The sequence below is a fragment of the Acetobacter okinawensis genome, from assembly GCF_002153655.1.
In the GTDB taxonomy this organism is placed as follows: domain Bacteria; phylum Pseudomonadota; class Alphaproteobacteria; order Acetobacterales; family Acetobacteraceae; genus Acetobacter; species Acetobacter okinawensis_A.
In genome coordinates, this window is the sequence record NZ_JOPJ01000004.1 from 75,354 (window position 1) to 101,503 (window position 26,150).

Sequence of the window (26,150 nt, forward strand, 5' to 3'; positions counted from 1 at the left end):
GCATGGCCAGCCCGAACCCCCAGCGGGAGCTGACACTACGCGGCCTTGTGCTGGGTGCACTGATTACGGTCGTTTTTACCGCCTCCAATGTTTATCTGGGGCTGCGGATCGGGCTGACTTTTGCCTCCTCCATTCCGGCTGCGGTTATTTCCATGGCCGTCCTGCGCCTCATGGGCGGGGGCACACTGCTTGAAAACAACATGGTGCAAAGTCAGGCATCTGCTGCTGGCACTCTGTCCTGTGTGTTTGCAACCTTTCCCGGCCTCATTATTGCGGGGTTCTGGACACATTTTCCATTCTGGCAGACGGCTGGCCTGTCTTTTGCCGGGGGGGTACTGGGGGTGCTGTTTACCATTCCGCTCCGTCGGGCTCTGGTTACGCACAGTAGCCTGCCCTACCCCGAGGGCGTTGCCGCAGCCGAAATTTTGCGCGCAGGAGCGGACAAGGGCAACCAGCGGGGCCTGCAAGCCCTGATAAGTGGTGGCATCATGGCCTCCATTTTCTCCTTTTGCAGTGGCGGCCTGCGCCTGCTGGCAGATGGGCTGAGCCTGACAGCCACGGCAGGCAGCGCGGTTTTTCAACTCAGTGCAGCATTCTCCCCTGCCCTGATCGGAGCCGGGTATCTGGTCGGGTTGAGTGGCGGCATGGCCATGCTTGCTGGCTGCCTGCTGGCATGGGCGCTCGGTGTGCCTTGGCTGAGTGCTATACTGCCCAACCCGGCACATCTGCCGCCCGCCCAGTTTGCGCAGGACATATGGCTGCATAAAGTCCGCTTTGTGGGGGCCGGGGCAATTGCCGTGGCCTCTCTGTGGACCCTTATTGAACTGATGCCTCCCGTGCTGCGTGGCTTACGCAGCATGCTACGCAACACCCCGGAGCTAAGTGCCACAACCGAGCGGGACCTCTCCTCCTCCACCATGGGGTGGCTGCTTGGCGGGGCCGTGCTGTTACTGGCTGGTTTTTTTGCCGCCTTCCTTGCTCCCGTGGCCCACGGGTTCTGGCCTCTGGTCGGGGTGGCTGTGCTGTTCTGCGTTGTGTTCGGCTTTATCATGGCAGCAGCATGCGGATATATGGCGGGTATTGTTGGCTCCTCCTCCTCCCCCATTTCCGGCATTATCATTATCGGAGCGGTCCTGTGCGCCCTGATGATTCTGGGGCTGGAGGCTCTGGGGCTGACACCTGCCAGCATGATGGCAGATGGACAGAAACTGGCTACGGCGTTTACCATCCTGCTCCTGTCCGCCATTACAGCGACCATCGCCATTTCCAACGATAACCTGCAGGACCTCAAAACCGGCCAGCTTGTGGGCGCAAGCCCATGGAAGCAGGAAGTCGCCCTGATTGCAGGGTGCCTGGTGGGTGCGGCGGTTATTCCACCCGTGCTCAACCTCCTTTATCAGGCCTATGGCTTTACCGGCGCCATGCCCCGCGCGGGCATGGACCCAAGCCATGCTCTGGCTGCCCCCCAACCCGCCCTGATTACACTGATCGCCAAGGGTATTTTTACCCACTCCCTTGACTGGAGCATGCTCCGCACCGGTATGGCGCTTGGGGTGGGGCTGGTCATACTGGACCTTGCCTTACGCCGCCATGCCCGCGCACTGCCCCCGCTGGGCGTGGCTGTGGGGTTGTACCTGCCAGCCTCTGTCAGCTTGACGCTGGCCGCAGGCGCCATACTGGGGTGGGTGCTCCAGCGTGCAAACCGTAACCGCCGCCAGCAGACCAATGCGGAAAACGGCTCCATTGGCACCATGCTGGCATCGGGGTTTATTGTGGGCGAAAGCCTGAGTGGCGTGCTGCTGGCAGTTCTGTCCGGCACCACGGGGCAGGATAACGCTTTTTCCCTTGCCGCTTTTATGCCAGCGGGCTGGGCTACTGTGCTGGGAACACTCGCATTTGGGGCCCTTTGCTGGGCCTTTGCGCGCAAAACACTCCAGACACCTTAAAAACTATAGGGGGTAATGCCCCCATCAATGCTGCAACAATACCGGCACACGGGTATTGGCCAGAATATAGTCGGTAACACTCCCCACAAGACGACTGTAGATCATGTTGTGCTGGTAGCCGCCAATCACCAGCATGTCGGCCTGAAAATGACCGGCCATATCCAGCAGGGTCTGCCCGGCATTGCGTGTGTCCTGCACGACCGGCTGCTGCGTAAGCGCTACACCGGGCAAAATGTCCAGCGGCAGCGGATCTGCGACAGATACGGCCACACCCACCGCTTTTGCGGCCCCGACCAGCGAGCGGGCCGCAAAAAACGCACGGCGGCAGGAGGGGGTATCTTTCCATGCCATAAAAATCCGGTCGCCACTGGGCCTGTCCCAGAAGGGTGGCACAAACAGAACTGGTCGCCCGGATTCAAAAATGGCGGCACGGGTTGCCACGTGCTTTTGCGCACTGTCACGCGGGTCGGGTACCCCCATGACCAGCAGGTCCGCATCTTTGCCGTAACCTGCAATAATCCGGTCCACCGTAATTTCGGGGTCCAGCCAGTTGACCTCTACCTTGCCAAGCCGGTCCGCAGGTGCGCCATATTCCTGCGCCAGCCAGCTCTGGAAGCGTGTATGCAGGGTATCTGCCCACTCTCGCTGGCGCTCTCGCACGGCCTGCGCCTGCGTATCGGAAAAACCCATGCGGCCAAGGAGCTGCTCCGGCGGCTCCCGCGCCGCCAGCACATCAATCCGCTGCATCCCCCGAATGCGGGAGAGAGCCTGCGCCGCCATGTCCAGCAGAACCTCTGCCTGATCCAACTGGCTGAGAATAACAAGGCACCGTTGCATACACTCACGCTCCCTATGTTCTTATGGCGTGGCAGACTGTGGCACACATGCCCTCTCTCTGGAAGGTGAAGAAAAAACACGCCCGGCCCTCTCGCATTCATACGCAAAGCTGGGCAAAACTCCCGCAGGCGCGCCCCATGCCCGCCACAGCAGAGGAAAGAGCATACAGTGTTGCTAAACGTGAGCGAGCGCGGCCCCGAACACCCAACGCCAGCAGGTGCCCTGCCCGTTGTGCTGCTGCACGGCCTGTTTGGCCGGGCGCGCAATCTGGGTTTTGTGCAGCGCAGGCTGGCAGCAACCCGGCGCACACTGGCCATGGACCTGCGCAACCACGGCAGCAGCCCCCACGGCCCCATGAACTACCCCGCCATGGCGCAGGACGTGCTGGACACAATGCTCCACAATACCGCATGCCCAGCCATTGTGCTTGGTCATTCCATGGGGGGCAAAACAGCCATGATGCTGGCCTTAAGCCAGCCCACCGCCGTGCGCGCCCTGATTGTGGTGGACATTGCCCCCGCACAGGGCGGGTTTGACCGGCTGGACCTGCCGGACAATCTGGACAGTCTGGCCTTCCCCCCCCATCTGGACCTGCATGGCACCAACGACCTGCTCCGCCCCTATATTGCCAATGATGCCGTGCGCCAGCTTATGGCGCAAAACATACGACAGGGCGACAACCCCGGCTGGGCCATTGGCCTGAAGGATATTCTGGCCGCCATGCCTGACCTTATGAGCTGGCCGCAACTGCCCCCCGGCTTACACTATGATGGGCCAACCCTGTTTATCCGGGGGGAGGACTCAGCCTATATCAGCCCCGCAAACTACCCTGTTATGAAAGCACTGTTCCCCAACCACCGGCTGGAAAGCATAAGTGGAGCAGGCCACTGGGTCCATGCTGATGCCCCCCGCCGCTTTACCGAACTGGTAGAGGACTTTCTGGCGCATATCCCCTGACCCACCACCTGGCAGAGGAGAGAAGACCTTACCCCACAGCAGGGAGCAGGCCCGCCATCTCCCGCGCTACGGCCTCAGCCATGCGAATACCATCCATGGCGGCAGACAGAATACCCCCGGCATACCCGGCCCCTTCCCCCGCCGGGTACAGACCGGGGGTGTTGAGCGACTGCCCATCCTCCCCCCGAGGGACCCGAATGGGGGAGGAGGTGCGGGTTTCCACCCCGGTCATGACAGCATCATCCATGGTAAAGCCACGCAGCTTGCGCTCAAAGCGTGGCAGGGCCTCACGCAGGGCTTCCACCACAAAATCCGGCAGGCAGGTGGACAGGTCCGCCGGGGTCACACCCGGTTTGTAGGACGGCACAACATCACCCAGCGCGGTGGATGGGCGACCCGCCAGAAAATCCCCCACCCGCTGGGCCGGAGCGCGGTATTCCCCACCACCGGCCAAAAATGCCTGCCGCTCCCAGTGGCGCTGGTAGGCTATGCCGGCAAGCGGGTCATCGGGGTAGTCCTCACCGGGGCGCAGTTCAACAACAATGCCCGAATTGGCGTTACGCTCGGCGCGGGAATACTGGCTCATACCATTGGTGACCACCTGCCCCTCCTCCGAGGTCGCGGCCACGACCGTACCGCCGGGACACATGCAGAAGGAATAGACCCCGCGCCCGTTGGCTGCGTGGTGCACCAGCCGGTATTCGGCTGCACCCAGATGCTCGTTGCCCGCACTGGGGCCAAACTGGGCCAGATCAATAACAGACTGCGGGTGCTCGATACGCACCCCCATGGAAAACGGTTTGGCCTGCATGCTCACGCCCTGCTTTTGCAGCATGGCAAAGGTGTCGCGCGCACTGTGGCCCACAGCCAGCACCACATGGTCCGCCCTGATCACCGCACCATCGGCAAGCCGCACCCCTTCCACCATGCGGGTTGCGGGGTTGAGCAGCAGCTCATCCACACGTGCGCCAAAGCGGTATTCGCCACCAGCCTGCTCCACCTCCTTGCGGATATGCTCCACCATGGAAACGAGCCGGAACGTGCCAATATGCGGGTGCGCCAGATACAGAATATCCTCCGGCGCTCCAGCCTTTACAAACTCCTCCAGCACCTTGCGGCCCAAAAAGCGCGGGTCGCGTACCTGACTGTACAGCTTGCCGTCCGAAAAAGTGCCTGCCCCGCCCTCCCCGAACTGCACATTGCTTTCCGGGGTCAGGACCGAGCGCCGCCACAGGGCAAAGGTATCCACCGTACGTTCACGCACAACCTTGCCACGTTCCAGCAAAAGCGGGCGCAGGCCCATGCGTGCAAGCATAAGGGCTGCCATAAACCCACACGGCCCCGCCCCTATAACAACCGGGCGTTTGTAGCCCTCAGCCGCAGCCAGGGCTGCCCCATTGGTAATGGGCGCATGCCACGCCATGTCCGGGGCAGGCTGTACGTGGGTATTGCCGGGGTGCGCGCTACGGTAGCGGGCCAGAACGCCCTCCTCATCCTGCACGGTGCAGTCCAGCGTGTACACAAGCCATATGGCGGAGCGGCGGCGGGCATCATGCCCACGTTTGAATACCGTAAAATCTTCCAGCGCCTGAGCCGCAATGCCCAACCGCTCACAGATCGCCTGCCGCAGCGCTTCGGGCGGGTGGTCAAGCGGTAGCCGCAGTTCTGTCAGACGGAGCATGGGGCGTGTTCATCCAGTATGATTGCAAAAAACAGAGCAAAAGGGGCAAAGCAGCCCTCTGGCTCCTTCCCTATTCTGGAACGCCCCGCAGGTGCAATGTCTGCCGCCTGCCGTGCATGCGAATATTCCACTTCTATTCCGCTATCACCCACCTTACATAAGGGGCAGACCCCCGGAATGGGGCACCGTGCCCATATGGTTTTTGTTCACGAAAGCAGGCCTGCTCCATGTCCACCCCCGACACGCATCCCCACGACCACGCCGAACCCTCCGGCGGCACAAACGCCCCCCAAAAGGTGGCCTGCGCGCATGAGCATGAGCATGAGCATGAGCATGAGCATGAGCATGAGCATGAGCATGAGCATGAGCATGAGCATGGCGGTAACGCAGACTCCTGCGGGCACAAGCACGGTTTTGGCCACCACCATGTGCATACCCCAGCCTCCTTTGGCATGGCTTTTGCCATTGGGATTGCGGTGAATACGCTCTACCTGTGTGCCGAGGCGATCTGGGGCGTTTACGCCCATTCGCTCTCGCTCATTGCCGATGCGGGGCACAACCTGTCAGACGTGCTAGCACTGGCCGCCGCATGGCTGGCCGAGCACCTCTCGCGCAGAAGCCCTACCGCGCGCTTTACCTACGGGTTGCGCCGCTCCTCCATTCTGGCAGCTCTTGCCAATGCCATCATCCTCATGCTGGTCACGGGGGGTGTTGCGTGGGAGGCTATCAACCGCCTGATGGAACCAACACCTGTTGCGGGTAAAACCATGATGGTGGTTGCAGGGATTGGTATTGTGGTCAACGGGGCCTCCGCCATGCTGTTTGCTGCGGGGCAGAAGGGGGACCTGAACATTCGTGGCGCATTCCTCCACCTCATGGCCGATGCCCTGACATCCCTTGCCGTCGTGGTGGCTGGCGGGCTGGTGCTGCTGACCCATGTGGCCTGGATAGACCCTGCAATCAGCCTTGCCATTTCCGTTGTTGTGGTGCTGAGCACATGGTCCTTGCTACGGGATTCGCTGGATATGGCGCTTGATGCCGTCCCGCGTGAGGTGGACCCCGGTGCCGTGGAAAGCTTTTTGCGCGGCACACCCGGTGTTGCCGATCTGCACGACCTGCACATCTGGCCCATCAGCACGACCGAAACAGCACTCACCGTCCATCTGGTCCGCAGTGCAGACCCCGCAGACGGGCAGAGTGATACCAGACTGCTGGAGACACTGGTCAGCACCCTGCGCAAACGCTTTGGCATTGCCCACCCCACCGTACAGATGGAAACGGCGGATTACGGCCCCACCTGCCACCTGTCTGACCCACACACCGTCTGACAAACCCCTATAAACACCCCACAAACCACAAGAGCCCATGCCTGAACTCCCGCTCCCCAAAAGCAACAGGGGCATTGCCGTTGTCAGCCTGTTTGTCAGCCTTGTTGCACTCGGGCTCAAATACGCAGCCTTTGCCGTAAGCGGCAGCGTTGCACTGCATGCCGACGCCATAGAAACCATCATAAACGTGGTGGCCGCAGCCGGCGGGCTATGGGCGCTCAGCGTGGCCGAACGCCCTGCCGACCACAACCATACCTACGGCCATTACAAGGCGGAGTATCTGTCCGCCGTGGCAGAGGGTACGCTGGTGGTCATTACTGCCTTTTTGATTGCCCGCGAGGCGGTGGAAGGCTGGCTGCACCCCCACCCCGCACTGGCCCCGTGGAATGGCCTGCTCCTGAATGCCGCAGCAACCTGCGTAAACCTTGGCTGGGGGCTGGTCATGCTCCGTGCAGGGCAGGCCCGCCACTCCCCCGCACTGGTGGCCGGTGGACAGCATGTGCTGTCCGATGTGTGGACAGGCGTTGCCCTTGTGGCAGGTGTAGCGTTGATTCCCCTACTTGGCTGGCCACAGCTTGATGCGGTTCTGGCAGGCCTGGTGGCCATAAACGTGCTGCGCGTAGGCTGGGAGGTCATGCGGGACTCCATTGCCGGGCTGATGGACGAGGCCCCCGATAGACAGACCCGGAGCGAGCTCCGCCAGATCATCAGCACCAACGGGTATGGGGCCATTCAGGCGCATGACATCCGCACCCGCATTGTAGGAGCCATGACATTCCTTGAGTTCCATCTGGTTGTGCCCGGCAGCATGAGCGTAAAGGCCGCACATGACATATGCGACCGTATTGAACACGCCGTGCGCGCGCATATGGGCAGCACACTGGTGCATATTCACGTGGAGCCAGAAACCTGCGCCAAACAGGATGCCACGGTTGTCGCTATCCCTGCTGCACCCGCACCTCAGGCCAGTTCTGGCACCTGAACAAACAAATAAGCAGAAATTATTCTATAAAAATCCGGTAATAGCTTTCTTCTGCGGCATGAAATGTTAAACTGCGGCGCATCCTGCTGACTTTTTGATCAAGAGATGCCCCATGCCCGCGAGCGTGATCCCCAATGCGGAGTCCCTGCGCCATTTGCGTGAACACGCCAAGGCGGGAACAGTAAGCTGGCGCCGCAAGCTGATGTACTGGTCCGGTGCGGCCATGGTGGGTCTGGTGGCTGTGGCCTTTGCCAGACTGGCAGACACAGCAGCCCATGCCCGTACAGCCCTTTTGCACATCAACCCATGGCTTATGCTGCTGGTCACACCTTCGGGGCTTGCCCTGTCCACCTGGCTGACCCGCACATGGTTCCGCGGGGCACAGGGGAGCGGCATTCCACAAGCCATTGCCTGCATGCACCTGCATGACATGACCATTGTGGACAAGGTTCTGGCGCTGCGCATTGCGCTGGCAAAAATATGCCTGACATGCCTTGGCCTGCTCTCTGGCGCATCCATCGGGCGTGAAGGCCCGACCGTACAGGTTGGCGCCTCCATCATGCACACGGTCGGCCGACTTGCGGGCCTGACCGATGTGACCAAACAGCGCGCCCTGATAAAAGCCGGAGGTGCCGCAGGCGTGGCCGCCGCCTTTAACACCCCCCTTGCGGGCATTGTGTTTGGTATTGAGGAACTGGCCCACTCGTTTGAGCAGCGCACCAGCGGGACCATGCTGACCTGCGTTGTCATTTCCGGTGTGACCGCCATCGCCCTTGTGGGGAATTACACCTATTTTGGTCACACCTATTCCGCCGTACCGGTCGGGGCAAGCTGGCTGGCGGTTGTGGTCTGCGGAGTGCTGGGCGGGGTCAGTGGCGGCACGTTCTCCGCTCTGCTGGTGCGCATCTCACGCGGGATTCCGGGGGCCTTCGGGCAGTTTGTCAGTTTAAGGCCCATCCTGTTCGCAGCCCTGTGCGGGCTGGCACTGGCCATTCTGGGCCTGCTCTCGGGCGGGATGACATATGGCACGGGTTACACACAGGCGCGCGACATTATCATGGGGTCGGACCAGTATCCCGTCTCATTCTTTCTGTTCAAGCTGCTGGCTACCCTTGTCTCCTACTGTTCAGGTATTCCGGGCGGGCTGTTTGCGCCATCGCTCTCCGTTGGGGCTGGCATGGGGGGGTGGATCGCGCATTTTCTGCCCCACACCACGCCGGGGGCCGTAGTGCTGCTGGGCACCGTAGCCTATTTTGCCGCCGTCACACAGTCCCCCCTGACCGCCACCGTTATTGTGATGGAAATGTGCGATAACCAGCAGATTACCCTAGCGCTGCTGGCCAGTGCGTTCCTTGCCTTTGGTGTCTCCCGCGCATTGTGCAGCCATGCGCTATACGGCGCGCTGGCGGTACGGTTCCTGCGTTCGGCCGCCCCCAAACAAAAACCCCAAAAGCTGACAACCGCCACCGACACACATAAAAACTGAGCCTTTTGCAGCATTTATCCCCCATGCCAGTGGGGGCAAGGTGTGACGTCTCTCTGGTTTCTCACAATCTGGCGTCCTATATGAGAAGCACGATTGTTGAATTGGAGACCGACCTTATGTCTGACGCATCCTTCGCGCCGGAAAATGCCGCCACAGGCGCGGCCGACACCCGTGTGCCCGTTACGGTGCTGACCGGCTTTTTGGGCGCGGGCAAAACCACCCTGCTCAACCACATCCTGACAGCCGAACACGGACGCAAATATGCCGTGGTCATTAACGAATTTGGCGAACTGGGCGTGGACAACGATCTGGTTGTGGATGCGGATGAAGAAGTGTTCGAAATGAACAACGGCTGCATCTGCTGCACTGTGCGTGGCGACCTGATCCGTATTCTCAACGGGTTGATGAAGCGCCGTGGCAAGTTTGATGGCATTATTGTGGAAACCACAGGCCTTGCCGCCCCTGCCCCCGTGGCCCAGACTTTTTTTGCCGACGAGGAAGTGCGGGCAAAAGCCAAGCTGGACGCGGTGATCACGGTTGTAGACGCCTTCAACTTTCTCACCACTCTGGCAGAAAGCCCTGAGGCGCGTGAGCAGGTGGCTTTTGCCGATGTCATTATCCTCAACAAGACCGATCTGGTGGATGCAGCCCAGATTGCCCAGATTGAGGAGGGTATTCGCAAGATTAACGCCGCAGCCCCCATCCACCACGCCAAAAAGGGCAATGTACGCCTGACCGACGTGCTGGACCGTGGCGGGTTTGATCTGGCCCGTGTGCTGGAAAGCACACCGGATTTTCTTGAACACCCCGAACATCACCACGAGGCGGATATCGCCAGCGTATCACTCAGTGTCAAACAGCCACTGGATGCGGGTCGCTTTCAGGCATGGATCAGCGCGCTGTTGCAGGAAAAAGGGGCAGACATGCTCCGCACCAAAGGCATTCTGGACTTTGCAGGCCAGCCCGAACGCTTTGCTTTTCAGGCCGTACACATGATGGCCGATGGCAACGGCATTGGCCCGTGGAAAGATGGAGAACCGCGCGAGAGCCGGCTGGTCTTTATTGGCCGCAACCTGAACAGGCCGCAGCTCCGCCGTGGACTTGAAAGCTGCATTGCAGCATGAGCGCGGCACAGCAGCCCCTCCTGCGTGGGCTTATTGAAAAGCGCGGGGCACACAAACAGGTCGAGGGCGAAATTACCGCCTGCGTTGCATCGCGCGATTCCAGCCGCTTTGCCTTTACAACGGGCGAAGGCGATGTGGTGATTGCCCACCGGCATGACCTGAGCGCACCGGACGCATGGGCGACCTATGCCGTGCATGACGGGCCGGTGCTGGCCCTGTCCCCCGACACACTGGCCGACAGCTTTTTGACCGGCGGGGATGACGGGCGCCTGTGCCGCCTTGACCCGGCGGGGGAAATTGAGGAACTGGCCAAAACCCGGCGCTGGGTGGAGCATATTACCACCTTTGTGAGCGACAAGAATGCCCTGATTGCTGCCAGCGCGGGCAAAAACGTGGAACTGCGTGATGCCACGGGGCGCAACGTCATACGCACGTTTGAGCACCCCACCACCGTTGGCGGCATTGCGTTTGACCCCAAGGGCAAGCGGCTTGCCGCATCGCACTACAATGGCGTGTCCATGTGGTTCACCCAGTCCAAAGATGGCAGCCCGCGCCTGCTGGAATGGAAGGGTAGCCACCTTGGCGTTGCCATGCACCCAAAGGGGGAGGCAGTCGTTACCGCCATGCAGGAGAACGACCTGCACGGCTGGCGGCTGGCAGACGGGCACAACATCCGCATGAGCGGCTACCCGACCAAAGTGCACTCCATGGCTTTTTCCTCGACCGGCAAATGGCTGGCAACCAGCGGTGCGGATGTGGTGGTCATGTGGCCGTTTTTTGATGGCGGGCCCATGGGTAAGCCGCCAGCCGAACTGCCCGGTGCAGGGGGTGCGCTATGCACCCGCGTTGCCTTCCACCCCTCGCAGGAAGTTGTGGCCGCAGGCTTTGCCAATGGCACTGTTGTGATGATGGAGCCCGCGACCCAGCGCGTTCTTCCTGTATCATTGGGGCAGGCTGGCGCGGTCACGGCTCTGGCTTACAGCCCCGATGGCTGCACGCTGGGTTTTGGCACCGAAGACGGCGTGATCGGGCTGCTGGATCTGGCGAGCGCCACCTAAGCGGCCGCAAAGCCCTTACACCCCGCCATGGCCACTTTGCACCGTGGCGGGGCCTTCTACGCGGATAGTAAAACAGTGCTCCGCCTTGGGCCAAAAGGGCAGGAGACAAAGGACAGGAATGATATGACGAACAGGTTCCGGCTCGTGATTATTGGTGGAGGTGTTGCCGGTCTGGCCCTGGCAACCCGTCTGGGCAACACACTCGGCCGCTCGGGCAAGCTGGAAATCACGCTTGTGGACAAAGGGTTCAGCCATGTGTGGAAACCCATGCTCCACTGCTTTGCCGCAGGAACCGCCCGGAACGAAAACGACCGGATTACGTTTGTCTCCCACGCCGCTGCCCATGGTTTTCGCTTCTGTTATGGAGAGGTGGCACAGCTGGACCGGGCAAACCGGCGCATTACCCTTGCCCCGCTCATGGAAGAGAACAACCAGCTCCTGCTGGAAGAACGGCATCTGGATTATGACGCCGTCGTCTTTGCCATTGGCAGCCGCGCCAACGACTTTGGCACACCCGGCGTTGTGGAACACTGCATGTTCCTCGACAACGTAGTGGAAGCCAATAATTTTAACGAACGCTTCCGCCACGCCATTATTCAGGCCTATGGACGCGGCACACCTGTAGATATTGCCATTGTGGGCGGGGGCGCAACCGGCGTGCAGCTTGCCGCAGAACTGCACAAGGCGCTCGATATTGGCGCGCTGTATAATTTTACACCTGTTACACCCGAAATGCGCGTAACCCTGCTTGAAGCAGGACCGCGTATTCTACCCGCCTTCCCTCAAGCCGTCTCTGACGCAGCGCAGAAACAGCTTGAAGCCCTGAAGATTGATGTCCGCACCAACACCATGGTCAGCGGTGCAGACCAGACGGGCTTTATTCTCAAAGATGGCAGCCGCGTGAACGCGCAGTTCCGTGTGTGGGCGGCGGGCGTTAAAGCACCCGATGTCACGCGGGACATGGACGGGCTGGAATACCAGCGTGGCGGGCAGCTTACCGTGCAGACCAACCTGCAAAGCACGGTGGATGACCATATTTTTGCACTGGGGGACTGCTCCTTTGTCAAGGATGCGCCTGTTGCCCCCACTGCGCAGGTTGCGCGCCAGCAGGCCCACCATCTGGCCCGCTACCTGCCGGGTTATATCTTCAACAACAAACCCGTGCCTGACTTCCGCTTCCGTAACCGCGGGGCCATTGTTGCCCTTGGTGATTATAATGGCTGGGGGGCATTTGCGGACGGCAAAACCTTTGGCGGCGGTTTTTTAAACGGGCTGAGTGCCCGCCTTGGCCACATGGCTCTTTATCGCCAGCACCAGTTTGAGCTGTATGGCCCATTCCGTGGTGCCATCGCCTGCTTTACCGACTGGCTGGCGGGCTTTGTGCGCCCCCCCGTACGCATGGACTGATCCACTCCCTGCCCGCCTTGTGCAAAACGGCAGGGTTCTTGATTACAACCGGGCCAGCCCCCTGCTCAGGCGTGGTCACACGCCTGCAAAAATGCCCTGACCATGGCATTGACCTCACCCGCACGCTCAATGTGGGGCAGATGGCCTGTGCGGGGCAAAACATGGCAGGGTCGCTGCTCAGGTAACCCCTGTGCCTGTGTGACCGGCAGAACCCGGTCATCCGCCCCCCAGATAATCTGGGCTGGGCATGGCAGGTTTTGCAACAGCGGACGCAGGTCATTCGCCTGCTCCGCGTTGGGAAAACAGGCCCCCGCAATGGCCCGCAAGGCCTCCCGCGCACCGGGGGCCGCACGGGACTGCACCAGAAACTCCGCAACCTTGCGCCCGATCAGCCGTGGGTCATAGACCGCCATGCCCATGGCCGCCGCCATGCCCGCCACGGTGTGTGCCTCCACAAAGCCGGTAATGAACGCTTTATTCACATACCGCCCCAGCCCTGCTGGCGCCAGCAGGGACAGGCTGGCAACCCGTGCCGGATTTAAGCCACATAGGGACAGGGCAATACCACCGCCCAGAGAATGCCCCAGCACATGGGCCTGTTGCACCCCCATGCACGCCAGCACGTGCTCTGCTACCTGCGTCAGGCGCGCCAGTGTGGGGACCTCCTCCAACGCGGAGGACTGACCGTGCCCGGGCAGGTCAAAAGCTATAACCCTCCGGTTGGTGGCCTGTGCCTGCTGGGTCAGTTGCCAGTTACGCACACTGCCACCAAAACCGTGCACCAGCAGCAGGGGTAAGCCCGCCCCGCCCCCTATCTGGCGGACATGCACAGCCTGCCCTGCCGAGCGCAGCATAAAGGTCTGGGGCTGTAGGTTGTGTTCCGTCATAGGCACATCATGCCCTGTTTGCACCACAGGAGCCAGATTGGGGCTTACACACCACGCCTGCGCTTAAAAATGGCAGGCAATACGGCCACCAATAAAGCGCGGCTCCCCGGGGATGTAAAAATAGGTTGTGGTGGCCATGCCCCCGCTCTCGGCATAACGCCGGTCCAGAATATTGCGGGCATAAGCCGTAATATCCCACAACTGAGAGGGAGAATGCAGGGTAACATGCGCACCAAGCAGAAAATACGGTGGAAGGCGGTAAAAGCCCGTGCCCCCCACAGTAATGGCCTGACTGCCCCTGTACTGCCAGTCCGGCCCCATATCCAGCCTGTAACCCGCTGGCAGGGGCTGGCGCCACGTGGCGCTGCCGTTCAGTGTCAGTTTGGGGGAGCCGTTATCAACCCCGTTAAAGTTGCGCTCTATGGCTTTCCATTGATTGGTGGCTTTATGGTACGCATTGGTTGCGGCCCGGTCCACATTGGGAAAATCCTGAAAATTCCCACGTTGCCAGCCAATGTTCTGTAGCACAAACAGATGCCCGAACGGATGGGCCTCGAGTGTCCCCTCAAACCCCCAGCTCTCGGATTTGGGGGCATTGGTAATTTCGCTCAGCGGCCCATAATTGGGAATAAGCACGGTCCCCACAACCTGCTGGTTATGAAAATCGTTGTAAAATGCTGCGGCATTAAGCCGCAACCGCCCCGGAACCGGGTCTGATTTAAGGCCGAGTTCGTAGGTCAGAACCGTTTCGGGCTTGAAGGGGTCAAGCTGTGCCTGCACCTGCGTATTATTGGCCGTGAACCCTCCGGGCTTAAAACCCTTGCTCATTTTATAATACAACAAAGCCTGAGGTAGGAACTGCCACGAAACCCCAACCTGGCCCGCAAACTGGTTGGCCGCCGTGCTCTCGGGCATAAAATTCTGGGTTTTTCCGCCAAATATCTGCGACGTCAGCCCGGTAATGCCGCGATCATCCAGTTCATGCAAAAGACCAGCCCACAGTGTTACATTGTGCGGCAGCTTGTAACTGACATTCCCGAATTCGGAGACACTCTCCTGATTCATGCCAAAGCTGGTAGCCATCATGTAACCACGGGCGGTGTAATCCGTGTAGTCAAAGAAAAACCGCTGGTTCATGCGGCTGCGCTGGTAATAGGCCCCGACAACCCAGTTCAGCCGCCCATGCAGGGCCGCACCATTCAAGCGCGCTTCCTGCGTAAACACATTGGCATCTATGGTCCGGTAGGTATCGGCCTGAGAGAGGGCTGTTCCATCCTGATCGGTATATTCGCCCTGCCGTTCAGTCTCGAACGCGCTGATGGCTGTAAAGGCGGCGGGGCCAAAATCGTGGATGATCCTGAGGTCCGCCCCCCAGTACTGGTTATGCTCGCTGGGTTTAAGCCCCGCACCACGCCCGACAAGGTTTGCAAACTCGGGGCGTGCAGACCACGTAGCCTGCCGGCCCATGCCGTAACCGGGCAAGGGCTGGGTGCCAATCAGCCTGTCCACCGGCACGGCGGTGACAACCTGACTGTTATCTTGCACAAAATGACCGCCAAGCTGGATGGTGGTGCGGTCATTGGGTTGCCAGCGTAGTTTGCCGCGCAGCGCCCACAGGTCCGCATCCCCCAGATGTGCGCTGTTGCTCGGGTTATACTGCCACCCACCCCCCTGCCGGGTCTGCCCGGCCAGCCGGAAGCTCCACCCCTTGGCCAAAGGCCCGGACACATACGCCTCGCTCCGGCTGCGGGCGTAGGAGGCAATGTCTTCCATCCCGCCATAATGCCATGTGGTGGTCGGGTCGTTTGAGCGCAAACGCACCTCCCCCCCTGTGGTGGACTGGCCATGTTTGGTACCAACCGGCCCCGGCTCCACCTCGGCTTCCGCCAGATCAAACATCAGACCATTGCTCATGGCCGGGTAGGCGTAGGCCACATCGTCCATATAGGTCAGCACGGGGGGCATGTTGTTCTGCGTAAAATCGTTAAACCCGGCCCCTCGCAGATAAAAATTGCTCGAAGCCGTGCCATTGATGCTCTGCATGGTCAAATTGGGCGCAACATGCTCCAGCCCCCGCAGGGTTGTTACGTCCCGCTCACGCAGCAGGTCTGCACTCAGCCGTGTTGTGGCGTCGGGGTCATGCTGGGCCAAGGGGAAAGCAAAGTCAGACCTGCGCGCCCCTACGTCCACCTCGGTCACGCCCCGGGCCACGGCTGGTGCGGGTTTTGCCGGGGGCTGCGCGCCCACTGCCACGGGGTGGGTGGGCCGGCCTGCCGGGGTAGTCCGGGTCTGTGTGGCAGCCTGTGCTTGCGCGGCACCCGCAAGAGCCAGCGGTGTCAGGCTGAGACAACAGAGCATAAGCTGCCAGCGTTTAAGCCCCTCTTTGGAGGAATGTGTGACCAGAGGAAGGCCATGTCCTTGCTGCCGGAAAATAATCTGTTCCTCCACCACCCATGCGCCATCACCACCACGGCACCAGCCATGCTCCCCCCACAGGGCAGGCTCTCTCATGACGGAAACCGCCCCCTGTGTGCAAGGCTGTTCAGCCAAATCCGTCCTATTTTTAACAGTGGGCGAGAGCATACATGCCCATACCAGCACCCGTGCCGCCCTGTCGGATGTGCTGTATTTTTAAAAAAAACCTGCCCAGCATAGAGGGTAGGCAGGCATGACCAAGCTGGCTAAGGTAATGGCTCACCTTGTGTTTTGTTCAAAAACACGGCCAGCAATCCGTAGTGTTGCCAACACATATAATAAAGAAACCGGAGCTCCCCTGTGCCACATCTGTCCCTGCGCGCCATTTTCCGCCACACGCTCATGCTGTCCGCCATTATGGGAGCGGGCAGTCTGGCCAGCCAGTCATCCTTGGCTGCACCGCAAGCCACCGTGCAAAGCGAGTTTGGCACATGGGGTGTGGACCTTGCCGGGCGCGACCTTGCCATTGCTCCGGGGAACAATTTTTTCCGCTATGCGAACGGCACCTACCTCGAGCACCTGCAAATCCCGGCAGATATGACCAGCTATGGCCCCTTCAACGCACTGGCCGAGCTCTCCCGCACACGGGTGCAGAGTATTCTGGATGACCTGTCCGCTCACCCGGTCAGTGTGGCACGCACAACGGAAGAAAAACTGGGCACTTTCTACGCATCCTACATGGACACAGCACAGGTGGAACGCCTTGGCGCGCAACCGCTCCAGCAGGATATGGATGCCATCAAAGCCATAAAGGATATGGCGGGCTTTGCGGCACTCAGTGGTACGGCTGTCAGCTCGTTCCAGTTCGGCCCCTTCTCCCTTGGTATCAACCCTGATGCCAAAGACCCCACGCGCTATGCGCTCACGCTTGACCAGTCCGGGCTGGGGCTGCCAGACCGCGACTACTACCTCAAGCCCGCATTTGCCGCCAAAAAAGCTGCATATCAGACGTATATTGAAAAAGCGCTGACACTCGCAGGCTGGCCAGAACCAGCCAAGGCTGCCGCCGCGATTGTTATTTTTGAAAGCAAACTGGCCGAAGCGCACTGGCCCCGTGCGGAACTGCGCGACCCGCAAAAAACCTACAACCCCATGACTCTGGCTGAACTCAGCACCAAAGCTCCGGGGTTTGACTGGGCCGCATGGCTGGGGGCATCTGGCCTGCCCGCGCAGGATCTGGACAAACGGCATCTGGTTGTTGGCGAGCCCTCCGCCATTACGGGGGAAGCCCGCCTGCTGGCCGCAACGGACATGGACACGCTGCGTGCGTGGCTTGCCTTCCACCTGGTAGAAAATGCCACAACCTACCTGCCGGACAGCTTTGAGCAGGCCCGCTTTGTGTTCACCAAAGCCCTGACCGGCCAGCCAACCCTGACCGCACGCTGGAAGCGCGGCGTACAGGCCACCAGCGCGGCCATGGGCATGGCTTTAGGTAAAGTGTATGTGCAGCGCTACTTCCCGCCCGAGAACAGGGTGGCCATGCAAAAGCTCACCACTGACCTGAAAAACGCCTTCCGCGTCCGGTTGCAGAACAATAGCTGGATGAGCCCGGCGACCAAGGAAGCAGCCCTACGCAAACTGGAAAATTTTGAAATTCAGGTCGGCTACCCCAACAGATGGCGGGACTATACGGGGCTGGTCGTCAAAAAAGGCGAAGTGTACGAAAACGCCCGTAACGGTGTGGCGTTTGAATGGCACTACTGGCTGGAGCGGCTGGACAAGCCGGTGGACCGCAACGAGTGGGACATGACGCCACAGACAGTGAACGCCTACAACAACCCGCTGTTTGATCAGGTTGTATTCCCCGCCGCCATTCTTCAGCCGCCGTTTTTCAACATCCATGCTGACGCCGCCGTGAATTACGGCGCCATTGGCGGCGTCATCGGCCATGAAATGACCCACTCCTTTGACGATGAAGGTCGCCAGTTTGATGAACACGGCCGCCTGCGCGACTGGTGGACAAAGGATGACGCAGAACGGTTCCAGAAGCTGGCAGACCGTCTGGGTGCGCAGTATGATGCGTTTCAGGTGCTGCCGGGCGTGCATGTCAACGGCAAGCTGACCATGGGCGAAAACATTGCCGATCTGGGTGGGCTGACCCTTGCACTGGATGCCTACCATGCCTCGCTCGCAGGCAAGCCCGCCCCTGTTGTGGACGGGTTGAGTGGTGAACAGCGCGTCTTTTTAGGCTGGGCGCAGGTCTGGCGTGAAAAACTGCGCGAGGAGACCATTCGCAGGCTGGTGGTCACGGACCCGCACTCCCCACCAGAAGCGCGCGTAAACCTGCCGATGCACAATATTGATGCATGGTATGATGCGTGGAACGTCCAGCCGGGTAACACGCTGTACCTGCCACCCCAGCAGCGCGTTAAAATCTGGTAGCCCCACCGGCCCGGAGGTGTGCACAGCCTTGCGCCCCGGGCCATACCAGCGATAGTCTTTGTCACACCCCACCACCGCACAAGCCCCCTGATATAAAGTTCTCTCTGGCACCGGGGCTTGAGCAATGGCAAAATAACGGGCAAGTGGGCTATACCCACGCACACCAGAGTCATGCGGGGCAAGGGAGAACTCGGGCAGTTCATGGTCGATAAGCGCAGTTCTTCCACAGGCCAGCACGCCCACCTGCCCAACAGGCAGGAACCCCGCCTGCAACCCGCACACGCCCCCGTAACACAGCCCCCCGCCACGGAAAACAGCACGGGGCAGCGGTCCCGGCTCTTCCCCTTCACCCCCGTGCCCAAAGCGCCGGGGGGGCCAGTCCGGGGGACATCCACCCCCCTTATCCGCAGGGATGTGTACGCAGACCCCACTCTGGGGCCGGTTTTAACCGCATCGGCCCTTGCGCATTTTCTGTTACTCGGGGCACTGCTTTATCAGGCCACCCACCACGGGCAGACTGGCGCCCCCCAGTCCAGCCAGTCCTCCTCGGTGGAGATGGTTTTCTCCCAGCCTACACCCTCCACCGGTATGGTCGGCCCCCATTCGCCCGATGCGGGCGGAGGTAATGCAGCACCTCAGGCTGCTCCCCCTCCTCCGGCGGAACAGCAGCCGGACACCCAGAGCACGCCCCCCGCCCCCAGTGAAGCCGCGCCGGACGTACCCCCCCTTGCCCAGTCGGATGACGGCCTGCCCAAACCACAGCCCACACCCCAAAAGGCACGGCCAACGCCACACAAGCCACGCCAGCCCAGCCGGGCAACACCACGCCCACATACTGCGCAGCCATTGCCCAAAACGCTGCAATCCCTCCTCCAGCACCCGATGGACTACTCGTTTAACGAGGCCCCGGCCCCACGGCGTACCACACGCGGGCGACCCGGCGGCTCCTCCGCTCCGCTTGACCTTTCCATTGGTCCGATGGTGGAAAACGGGCAACTGAACGCCCATTACGCCTCCCGCACCAGCGTGCATGGCGTTAGCAGTGATTATGGTGCGGAAATTGACGCATGGATCCAGCGCCACCTGTACTACCCCCCCGAGGCCGCAGCACGGGGTGAGGAGGGCAGCACGTCGGTCCATGTTATTCTGGACCGTTCTGGTCATGTGTTCAAAGTATTCGAGACCGGGTCCTCGACCGAGGCGCTGGATGCCGCAACCATTGGCATGTTCCAAGGCGCGCAGCTTCCGCCCGTGCCACCGGACATGAAGGACAAATACATCAACTTTGACGTGACGGTGAACTATATCCTGATCCGCAACTAAGCCCATGCCCCCTAGCATCGCGCCTTTTATTCGCGTCTGGTGTGTGAAGGGGGCATGTGGATCACACAAAACTGAGGAGGTATCCTCGGGGCAATTCTGCTTATCTTGTCAACCAGCCCAAGCCGCACCACGCGGCCCGAAATGACTTAAGGACATACTTGCGATGCCACGTTCATCCAGCTCTGATCTGCCGCCGGGTGTGCCCACGATCCGTGTTGTGGCCATGCCAACAGACACCAACCCCGCAGGCGATGTTTTTGGCGGATGGATTGTCTCGCAGATGGACCTTGCAGCAGGCACCACGGCGGCCTTCCGGGCCAATGGCCGCTGCGTGACTGTTGCCATCAACAGCCTTGTTTTTCTCGAACCTGTTGTGGTGGGGGACGAGGTGAGCATCTACACCAAAATTATCCGTGCAGGCCGCACCTCCCTGACCATTCATGTAGAAACATGGCGCAGGGCGCGGCACACCCACATTACCTCCAAGGTAACGGAAGGGGAGTTCATTTTTGTCGCACTGGATGAACAGCGCCGCCCACGCCCCCTCCCCCCCTTTGAAGATACCCTGCCCTCCGCCAACTGCGAAAACGCCTGAGAGGAACCCTTACCCAGCCTCATCCTTTTGTAGTGAGGCTGGTGGTGCGCGAGCACACCCGCACTTTATTTAGCGTGCACCATTTTGCCAGCGCGCCATATGGTTTAAAAAACCCGCCGGCGTCTTCCATATGCGCCCCTACCGGGGGCAAGCACCATATGGAAGATATGGTGAATGTGGCGTAACAGGAGGTCGGGCATATGAAGCACTGGCAGATCGATCAACTGCCATGGGACAGGTTTGATCCCTCCAAGGTAGACCCAGAGCTGTTGCCCGCCATCAAGGCTGCCGCTGTTGTCGAGCGCAACAGTGTGGACTACGCCCATTACCTTAAAAACGTCTTCCAGAATGATCCCGACTTCTGCGCCGCAGCCGACCACTGGGCGGAGGAGGAAATCCAGCACGGGGATGCACTGGGCCGCTGGGCAACGCTGGCTGACCCGACATGGGACTACAAAGCCGCATTCCAGCGTTACCGCGATTTTTACAAAATTCCGCTTGATGTGGACCAGTCCGTACGAGGCTCACGGACGGGAGAGCTGATTGCGCGCTGCATGGTGGAAACAGGGACGTCCTCCTTTTACTCCGCTCTGGCCGATGCCACGGATGAACCTGTGCTTAAAGCGCTGTGTAAACAGATTGCCGCGGACGAGTTCCGCCACTTCAAACTGTTTTATGACCATATGCACCGCTACTTACAGCGGGAGAACATCGGGCTGTGGCAGCGTATGCGCATCGCATTGGGTCGTGTGACGGAAACAGAGGATGACGAGTTGGCATCCGCCTACTACACAACCAACGAACCAGCCGACCAGCCCTACGACCACACACGCTGCATTGCCGCGTACATGACTCGGGCCATGCGCTGCTACAAACCCCAGCACCTGCGCCGGGTTACGACCATGGTGTTCAAGATTATTGGCCTGCCCCCGCATAGCTGGCTGCAAACCGTGGCGTTCCGCATTTCAGAAAAACTGTTTTTCAGGCGCCAGCAGCGGTTTGCACGCATTGCGGGCATAAGCTGATCGGGGCTTGCAGCAGGCTGACTGGCAGGCCATCCTCTGCACGTTCCAACCGATGGAGAACAAAAGAGCATGTTCACGCACATCATGGTGGGCAGTAACGATATTGCCCGCTCCAAAAAATTCTACGATGCCATTTTTGCCGCTATGGACATCCCTCCATCAGAAATCGCAGCCAACGGCCGCATTTCCTATGGCAAGCACGAGGTGCGGTTTATTGTAACCCCTCCGCTGGACGGTAAAGCCGCCACCCCTGCCAATGGCGGCACCATCGGCTTTGCAGCAGAAAGCCCCGCCATGGCCGATGCATGGCACAAAGCCGGGGTAGAAAACGGCGGGCAGGCCATTGAGAACCCACCCGGCGTGCGCCAGAGCCCCATTGGCCCACTCTACCTTGCCTATCTGCGTGACCCGGATGGCAACAAGCTGTGTATTGCCTGCAAAATGCCGGTTTAACACCGCGTATTCACGCCAGCCCCCAAACACCTTACCGTTTTGGGGGCTGGCGTAGCCTACCTGTTCAGGCGGACATGGTCCGGTCCACCGCCAGACCGGCGGAGGCCTGACAGGTCGGCATCATCTCAACATGATTGATGTTGACGTGCGCGGGCAGCCCAAGCACCCATGCCACGGTCTCTGCTATATCCTCAGGTAGCAGGGGGGCTGTGCCCTGATAAACAGCACTGGCCTTGCTGGCGTCCCCCAGCCGGACCTGACTGAACTCACTCCCCCCGCACAGACCCGGCGCAATGGTGGTCGCCCGGACCTGCCTGCCCAGCAGGTCACTGCGCAAATTCCGCATAAACTGGTCCACAAAGGCTTTGGTCGCCCCATACACATTGGCACCGGGGTACGCGTACGTGCCAGCCGTGCTCCCAAGGGAGACAACATGCCCACAGTTGCGCTCCACCATACCCGGCAACAAGGCACGCGTTATCTCCACCAGTCCGGTCACGTTGGTGGCGATCATGGTCTCCCAGTCCTGCGGGCTGGTCTGCCACGCTTTTTCCAGCCCCAGAGCCAGACCGGCGTTGTTGACGAGCACATCCACCTCCCGCCAATCCTGCGGCAGGCTTTGTGGCAAAGCCCTTACGGCGGCCAGATCGGTCATATCCAGCCTGAACGGCAGAATACGGCCAGCCTCAACCTGCCCTGCCAGCGCATCGAGCCGCTCCTGCCTGCGGCCTGTCGCCACCACACGGTAACCCTCGCGCACAAGGCGGAGCGCTATGGCATGTCCAAACCCGGCCGTAGCCCCTGTAACCAGTGCAACCCTGTTTTTTTGCGACATCAGTCCCTCTCCATTCCGCCAGCATGACCAACAGCAGCCTATGCCAGCAGGCCAGCTACGCCAACCCACACCCACAGTAGCCGCAGCGCACGCAGCATGTGCTGCCCACCGGTTATGGGAGCATCAGGTGGAGCGGGAAGCGGCCGGGGCTGCCGCATGCATAAGCGTCTGGCGCTCATAGGGTTGCAAAAGGTCCGCCAGGGTCGCCTTGTCCAACACCCCCATAAATGCACCCAGCGCACTGCCCAGAACACCCCGCAGGTGGCACCCACCTGCCAGCAGGCACGGAACCTGCCCGTCTCCATTACAGCTCATGCAACCTACAAGGGCCATGTCCTCTTCCGTATGGCGCACAACGTCACCCACGCAAATCTCTTCAGGCGGCCGGCCCAGAGTCAGCCCGCCGCCACGCCCTCTTTGCGTATGCACAAAGCCACCGCGCCCCAGATGATGGATAATCTTGACCAGATGATTTTCGGAAATGCCATAAGTCTGGGCCACCTCACGTATGGAAACGCGGCGGCCCGTATGCACAGCCAGATACAGCAGAGTGCGTAGCGCGTAGTCAGTATACAAAGTCAGACGCATAACGGAAAAGTCGGCTCCGGCGAGCTAGAGTGACAGGGCATGACAAAAACCAGAACAGGCGGAGCCTACCCCAAACGCCAGCGAACCTGCATGGTTTTTATAAAATACGAACCAGCCACCCCCTGCACAAGGTTAATCGGGCGGAATAAGGAACAAATGCAGAAAGACGATGAAATATGTGCATCTGCCTGCCTTCCACAAAACTATCCACAAGGTTTTCCCGCAATCCGTCCCCCTGAACTGTGGATAAACACATAGCCACACCCCCCTGAATCTTACAAAAAAGGTCTGTTTCCTGCGGCTTGTAGCTTTTTTAAGCTTTTATGACACCAAACCCTCTTGACCTCTTACGCTTTCAACGAGTCGGTGTGTTGCAATTCATCCACAGCCTGCCGCACGGGCTACAGGGCCACAAACTCCCCCTCCATGCCCAACCACCCGATTGCGCAAAGAGCCAAACGGCTGGCACAGTACGGCGCGATCATTTTAGGCCAGAGGAGCAAACAAAGCCCCATGCAGTTCATTCTTACGTTCTCCTGCCCGGATCAGGCAGGCATTGTTGCTGGCGTGACCACGGTGCTGGCACAGCAGGGGGCCGATATTACAGAGACCCACCAGTTCAGTGACCGCAGCACGGGGCGGTTGTTCATGCGGCTGGCATTTGCCACGCCAGCAAACACCTGCATGGCGGACATACAGGCATGCCTTGCCCCGGTGGCACAGCAGTTTGGCATGGACATGCGCCTGCATGATGCCGCCAGACTCCCCCGCATCATTATTATGGTCTCCCGCTTTGACCATGCCCTGCTCAACCTGCTGTATCAGGTGCGGGTCGGATGGTTGCGTGCCGAAATTGTAGCCATTGTCTCCAACCATCAGGACAGTGAGGCCACGGCACGTCAGGCCGGAGTGCCGTATTACTACTGGCCCGTAAACCCGCAGAACAAGACCGAACAGGAAGACAGGCTCCGCACGCTTGTCACCACAACACAAGCTGATCTGATCGTTCTGGCCCGCTACATGCAGGTGCTCTCAGACACATTCAGCGCGCAGTTCAGTGGACGGATCATTAACATCCACCACTCCTTCCTGCCTTCCTTCAAGGGGGCACGTCCTTACCATCAGGCCTATGCCCGTGGCGTCAAGCTGATCGGGGCAACGGCGCACTATGTGACCGCCGATCTGGATGAAGGCCCGATTATTGAGCAGGAAACCGCACGGGTCAGCCACAACCTTTCACCCGATGACTATATTGCCACCGGTCGCGGCGTAGAATCACAGGTTCTGGCACGTGCAGTCAAACTTCATACAGAACACAGGGTCATGCTGAACGGACACCGCACCATTATTTTTTCCTGACCTGTCGTGCAGCAAAGCTCCGGCTTACTTAAGGGCTATGCTGCACTGATCATCCGCACAAAAGCAAAATACCCAAACTGGCAGAAAACCGCTTTTTAGTTTTCTGCCTCGTCAGATTTATCCCCCAACACGATCGTCTGGTCAGAAATGGAAACATCCGTGACCGCAGGGCGTTGCAGAACCTCTGTTGTGTCGCGCGCGATACCGGCAGTCCTGTCTTTAAGATCGGCCAGTTCCTCACGCACATCGGATAGAATTTCAAGCAGAGCGGCATGGTCTTCCGATGCACGCTGGTCCGCCCCCTGACTCAGGACCGCACTGCCCACCATCAGTGCAGGCAAGGCCACCAACTGAATGCAATTGCTGATGTAAAGCAGCGTATTCTGCCATTGCGGCACAATAACAGGCACCAAAGAGAAAACAAAAAACGCGTAAACACACCAGATGCTGCCAAACAGCATGGTCATTTTTACCGCCACGGTCACGTTAAACCGGGTAATAAGGGACTTGGCTATGGCTTCGGGCTTTTTCATGGTGTCTCTGTCTTGTTGTTACGCCGCGCAAACGCGAAGCAGGCGTGGCCACCTGCGCTGTAACATACTTCAGCCAACCTGTCCGCCAAGCGGGTTCGCGGCAGGGTTGCCCTGCATCAGGTGGATACATCCCCCCTGCCAAGACTTTTTGTGTAATCCGCCTGACCCGGCGCCAGCCTGCTAGCCTACCCCTCAGGCAGCCCCTTGCGCAAAAACCGTAGCCGGAAAAACGCAGCATGTCCGCGTGCAGCATCAGCCTTGCGTAAAAACACACCCACCACGTAAGTACCATCCCGCTCGGGCCTGCCTACATAAGCAGCGTTTTGTATCTGACTATTATACACCTCCGCCCCACCGGGATCACGCACCCAGAAGCTGACGCGCGCACTTTTTGCATTGCCCCCAACAAGCAAAAACTGCCCCACCTTTGCTGGCACCTTATACTGTACGACTTCCTCGCCCTCGACCGTACCAGCAACCGTTGCCTCATCTCCCTGCGCACGAAAATGCACTGTATGCTGGTAGGCATGGGCCTGACCTGCATGCCCGCCCAGCACCACAGCCACCGCCATAACCACCGCTCCCATCCAGCGCATGCCGCTATGCTCCCTGACTATGAAAAACCCTGCGTTATTTTTGCCATACGCCAGACTGGGCCACAGGTTCCCTGCTCCCCATCATACACCGCACATATTGGAACCTGCATGTTGTTTTCATGATTTCTGAATGCGCTGCCCTTGCGGGGAAGGTCAGTATTTACTCATAAAAAAACGGGCCAGCCCTGCGGCTCGCCCGTTTTTTGCAGCACTCGATACACTGCACTTACTGATCGACGAACTGTTCCTGCCCGACGATTCCCATCTGTGTCACGCCCAGGCGCTGTGCGTCG

General features: G+C 59.9%; 22 protein-coding genes. 14 read left to right on the forward strand and 8 right to left on the reverse strand.

The features are described 5' to 3' along the window. Window positions 1–2: 2 nt before the first annotated feature. Window positions 3–1,946 (forward strand): OPT family oligopeptide transporter, encoded by a 1,944-nt coding sequence (locus HK26_RS02575; RefSeq protein ID WP_086638349.1) that lies wholly within the window; start codon window positions 3–5, stop codon window positions 1,944–1,946. A 24-nt stretch (window positions 1,947–1,970) separates the two neighbouring features. Here the strand turns inward: HK26_RS02575 and HK26_RS02580 are convergent, their stop codons facing one another. Next, on the reverse strand, window positions 1,971–2,783 hold the full coding sequence (locus HK26_RS02580; RefSeq protein ID WP_086638350.1) for a universal stress protein: 813 nt from the start codon (window positions 2,781–2,783) through the stop codon (window positions 1,971–1,973). A 168-nt stretch (window positions 2,784–2,951) separates the two neighbouring features. On the opposite strand from HK26_RS02580, the gene HK26_RS02585 reads away from it, so the two are divergent. After that, on the forward strand, window positions 2,952–3,740 hold the full coding sequence (locus HK26_RS02585; protein WP_086638351.1) for an alpha/beta fold hydrolase: 789 nt from the start codon (window positions 2,952–2,954) through the stop codon (window positions 3,738–3,740). A 28-nt stretch (window positions 3,741–3,768) separates the two neighbouring features. On the opposite strand, the gene HK26_RS02590 is transcribed toward HK26_RS02585, so the two are convergent. Then, the gene (locus HK26_RS02590; RefSeq protein ID WP_086638352.1) at window positions 3,769–5,421 is read right to left on the reverse strand and encodes an NAD(P)/FAD-dependent oxidoreductase; all 1,653 of its coding nucleotides are present in this window, start codon (window positions 5,419–5,421) and stop codon (window positions 3,769–3,771) included. 227 nt (window positions 5,422–5,648) lie between these two features. Between HK26_RS02590 and HK26_RS02595 the strand changes: the two genes are divergently transcribed. From HK26_RS02595 to HK26_RS02620, 6 genes are all read left to right on the forward strand, one after another. Further along, window positions 5,649–6,749 carry a cation diffusion facilitator family transporter gene (locus tag HK26_RS02595; protein ID WP_086638353.1) on the forward strand — a complete coding sequence of 367 codons (1,101 nt, stop codon included), beginning with the start codon at window positions 5,649–5,651 and terminating at the stop codon, window positions 6,747–6,749. A gap of 37 nt (window positions 6,750–6,786) precedes the next feature. Next, window positions 6,787–7,731 carry a cation diffusion facilitator family transporter gene (locus HK26_RS02600; RefSeq protein WP_086638354.1) on the forward strand — a complete coding sequence of 315 codons (945 nt, stop codon included), beginning with the start codon at window positions 6,787–6,789 and terminating at the stop codon, window positions 7,729–7,731. A 112-nt stretch (window positions 7,732–7,843) separates the two neighbouring features. Continuing rightward, entirely contained in the window at window positions 7,844–9,217 is a 1,374-nt protein-coding gene (locus tag HK26_RS02605; protein ID WP_086638355.1) for a chloride channel protein, read from the forward strand. Between the two features lie 116 nt (window positions 9,218–9,333). Further along, on the forward strand, window positions 9,334–10,341 hold the full coding sequence (locus tag HK26_RS02610) for a CobW family GTP-binding protein (RefSeq protein WP_086638381.1): 1,008 nt from the start codon (window positions 9,334–9,336) through the stop codon (window positions 10,339–10,341). Next, a complete protein-coding gene (locus HK26_RS02615) occupies window positions 10,338–11,399 on the forward strand; it encodes a WD40 repeat domain-containing protein (protein WP_086638356.1) in 1,062 nt (353 codons plus the stop codon). The genes HK26_RS02610 and HK26_RS02615 overlap by 4 nt, the downstream gene beginning before the upstream one ends. Window positions 11,400–11,522: 123 nt before the next feature. Next, window positions 11,523–12,806, forward strand: a complete 1,284-nt coding sequence (locus HK26_RS02620) for an NAD(P)/FAD-dependent oxidoreductase (protein ID WP_086638382.1) — start codon at window positions 11,523–11,525, stop codon at window positions 12,804–12,806. Window positions 12,807–12,871: 65 nt separating this feature from the next. On the opposite strand, the gene HK26_RS02625 is transcribed toward HK26_RS02620, so the two are convergent. Next, on the reverse strand, window positions 12,872–13,693 hold the full coding sequence (locus HK26_RS02625) for an alpha/beta fold hydrolase (RefSeq protein WP_143296278.1): 822 nt from the start codon (window positions 13,691–13,693) through the stop codon (window positions 12,872–12,874). Window positions 13,694–13,756: 63 nt separating this feature from the next. Beyond that, complete coding sequence (locus HK26_RS02630; RefSeq protein ID WP_257640824.1) at window positions 13,757–16,204, reverse strand: TonB-dependent receptor; 2,448 nt, start codon at window positions 16,202–16,204, stop codon at window positions 13,757–13,759. 306 nt (window positions 16,205–16,510) lie between these two features. On the opposite strand from HK26_RS02630, the gene HK26_RS02635 reads away from it, so the two are divergent. From HK26_RS02635 to HK26_RS02655, 5 genes are all read left to right on the forward strand, one after another. Then, window positions 16,511–18,550, forward strand: coding sequence for a M13 family metallopeptidase (locus tag HK26_RS02635; protein ID WP_086638384.1), 2,040 nt, complete (start codon window positions 16,511–16,513; stop codon window positions 18,548–18,550). Window positions 18,551–18,721: 171 nt separating this feature from the next. Next, the gene (locus HK26_RS02640; RefSeq protein WP_086638358.1) at window positions 18,722–19,873 is read left to right on the forward strand and encodes an energy transducer TonB; all 1,152 of its coding nucleotides are present in this window, start codon (window positions 18,722–18,724) and stop codon (window positions 19,871–19,873) included. Window positions 19,874–20,036: 163 nt separating this feature from the next. Continuing rightward, complete coding sequence (locus HK26_RS02645; RefSeq protein ID WP_086638359.1) at window positions 20,037–20,468, forward strand: acyl-CoA thioesterase; 432 nt, start codon at window positions 20,037–20,039, stop codon at window positions 20,466–20,468. A gap of 200 nt (window positions 20,469–20,668) precedes the next feature. Next, window positions 20,669–21,493: a ferritin-like domain-containing protein gene (locus tag HK26_RS02650; RefSeq protein ID WP_086638360.1), complete on the forward strand. Its 825-nt coding sequence runs from the start codon at window positions 20,669–20,671 to the stop codon at window positions 21,491–21,493. Window positions 21,494–21,562: 69 nt separating this feature from the next. After that, window positions 21,563–21,946, forward strand: a complete 384-nt coding sequence (locus HK26_RS02655; RefSeq protein ID WP_086638361.1) for a VOC family protein — start codon at window positions 21,563–21,565, stop codon at window positions 21,944–21,946. 64 nt (window positions 21,947–22,010) lie between these two features. Here the strand turns inward: HK26_RS02655 and HK26_RS02660 are convergent, their stop codons facing one another. Beyond that, the gene (locus HK26_RS02660; protein WP_086638362.1) at window positions 22,011–22,781 is read right to left on the reverse strand and encodes an SDR family NAD(P)-dependent oxidoreductase; all 771 of its coding nucleotides are present in this window, start codon (window positions 22,779–22,781) and stop codon (window positions 22,011–22,013) included. Between the two features lie 123 nt (window positions 22,782–22,904). Then, the gene (locus HK26_RS02665; protein ID WP_086638363.1) at window positions 22,905–23,369 is read right to left on the reverse strand and encodes an RrF2 family transcriptional regulator; all 465 of its coding nucleotides are present in this window, start codon (window positions 23,367–23,369) and stop codon (window positions 22,905–22,907) included. Window positions 23,370–23,882: 513 nt separating this feature from the next. On the opposite strand from HK26_RS02665, the gene purU reads away from it, so the two are divergent. Next, a complete protein-coding gene (gene purU, locus HK26_RS02670; RefSeq protein ID WP_086638385.1) occupies window positions 23,883–24,728 on the forward strand; it encodes a formyltetrahydrofolate deformylase in 846 nt (281 codons plus the stop codon). 95 nt (window positions 24,729–24,823) lie between these two features. Here purU and HK26_RS02675 read toward each other — a convergent pair whose 3' ends face one another. Both HK26_RS02675 and HK26_RS02680 read right to left on the reverse strand, forming a co-directional pair. Further along, window positions 24,824–25,261 carry a hypothetical protein gene (locus tag HK26_RS02675; protein ID WP_086638364.1) on the reverse strand — a complete coding sequence of 146 codons (438 nt, stop codon included), beginning with the start codon at window positions 25,259–25,261 and terminating at the stop codon, window positions 24,824–24,826. Between the two features lie 185 nt (window positions 25,262–25,446). Continuing rightward, entirely contained in the window at window positions 25,447–25,857 is a 411-nt protein-coding gene (locus HK26_RS02680; RefSeq protein ID WP_086638365.1) for a hypothetical protein, read from the reverse strand. Window positions 25,858–26,150 lie beyond the last annotated feature (293 nt).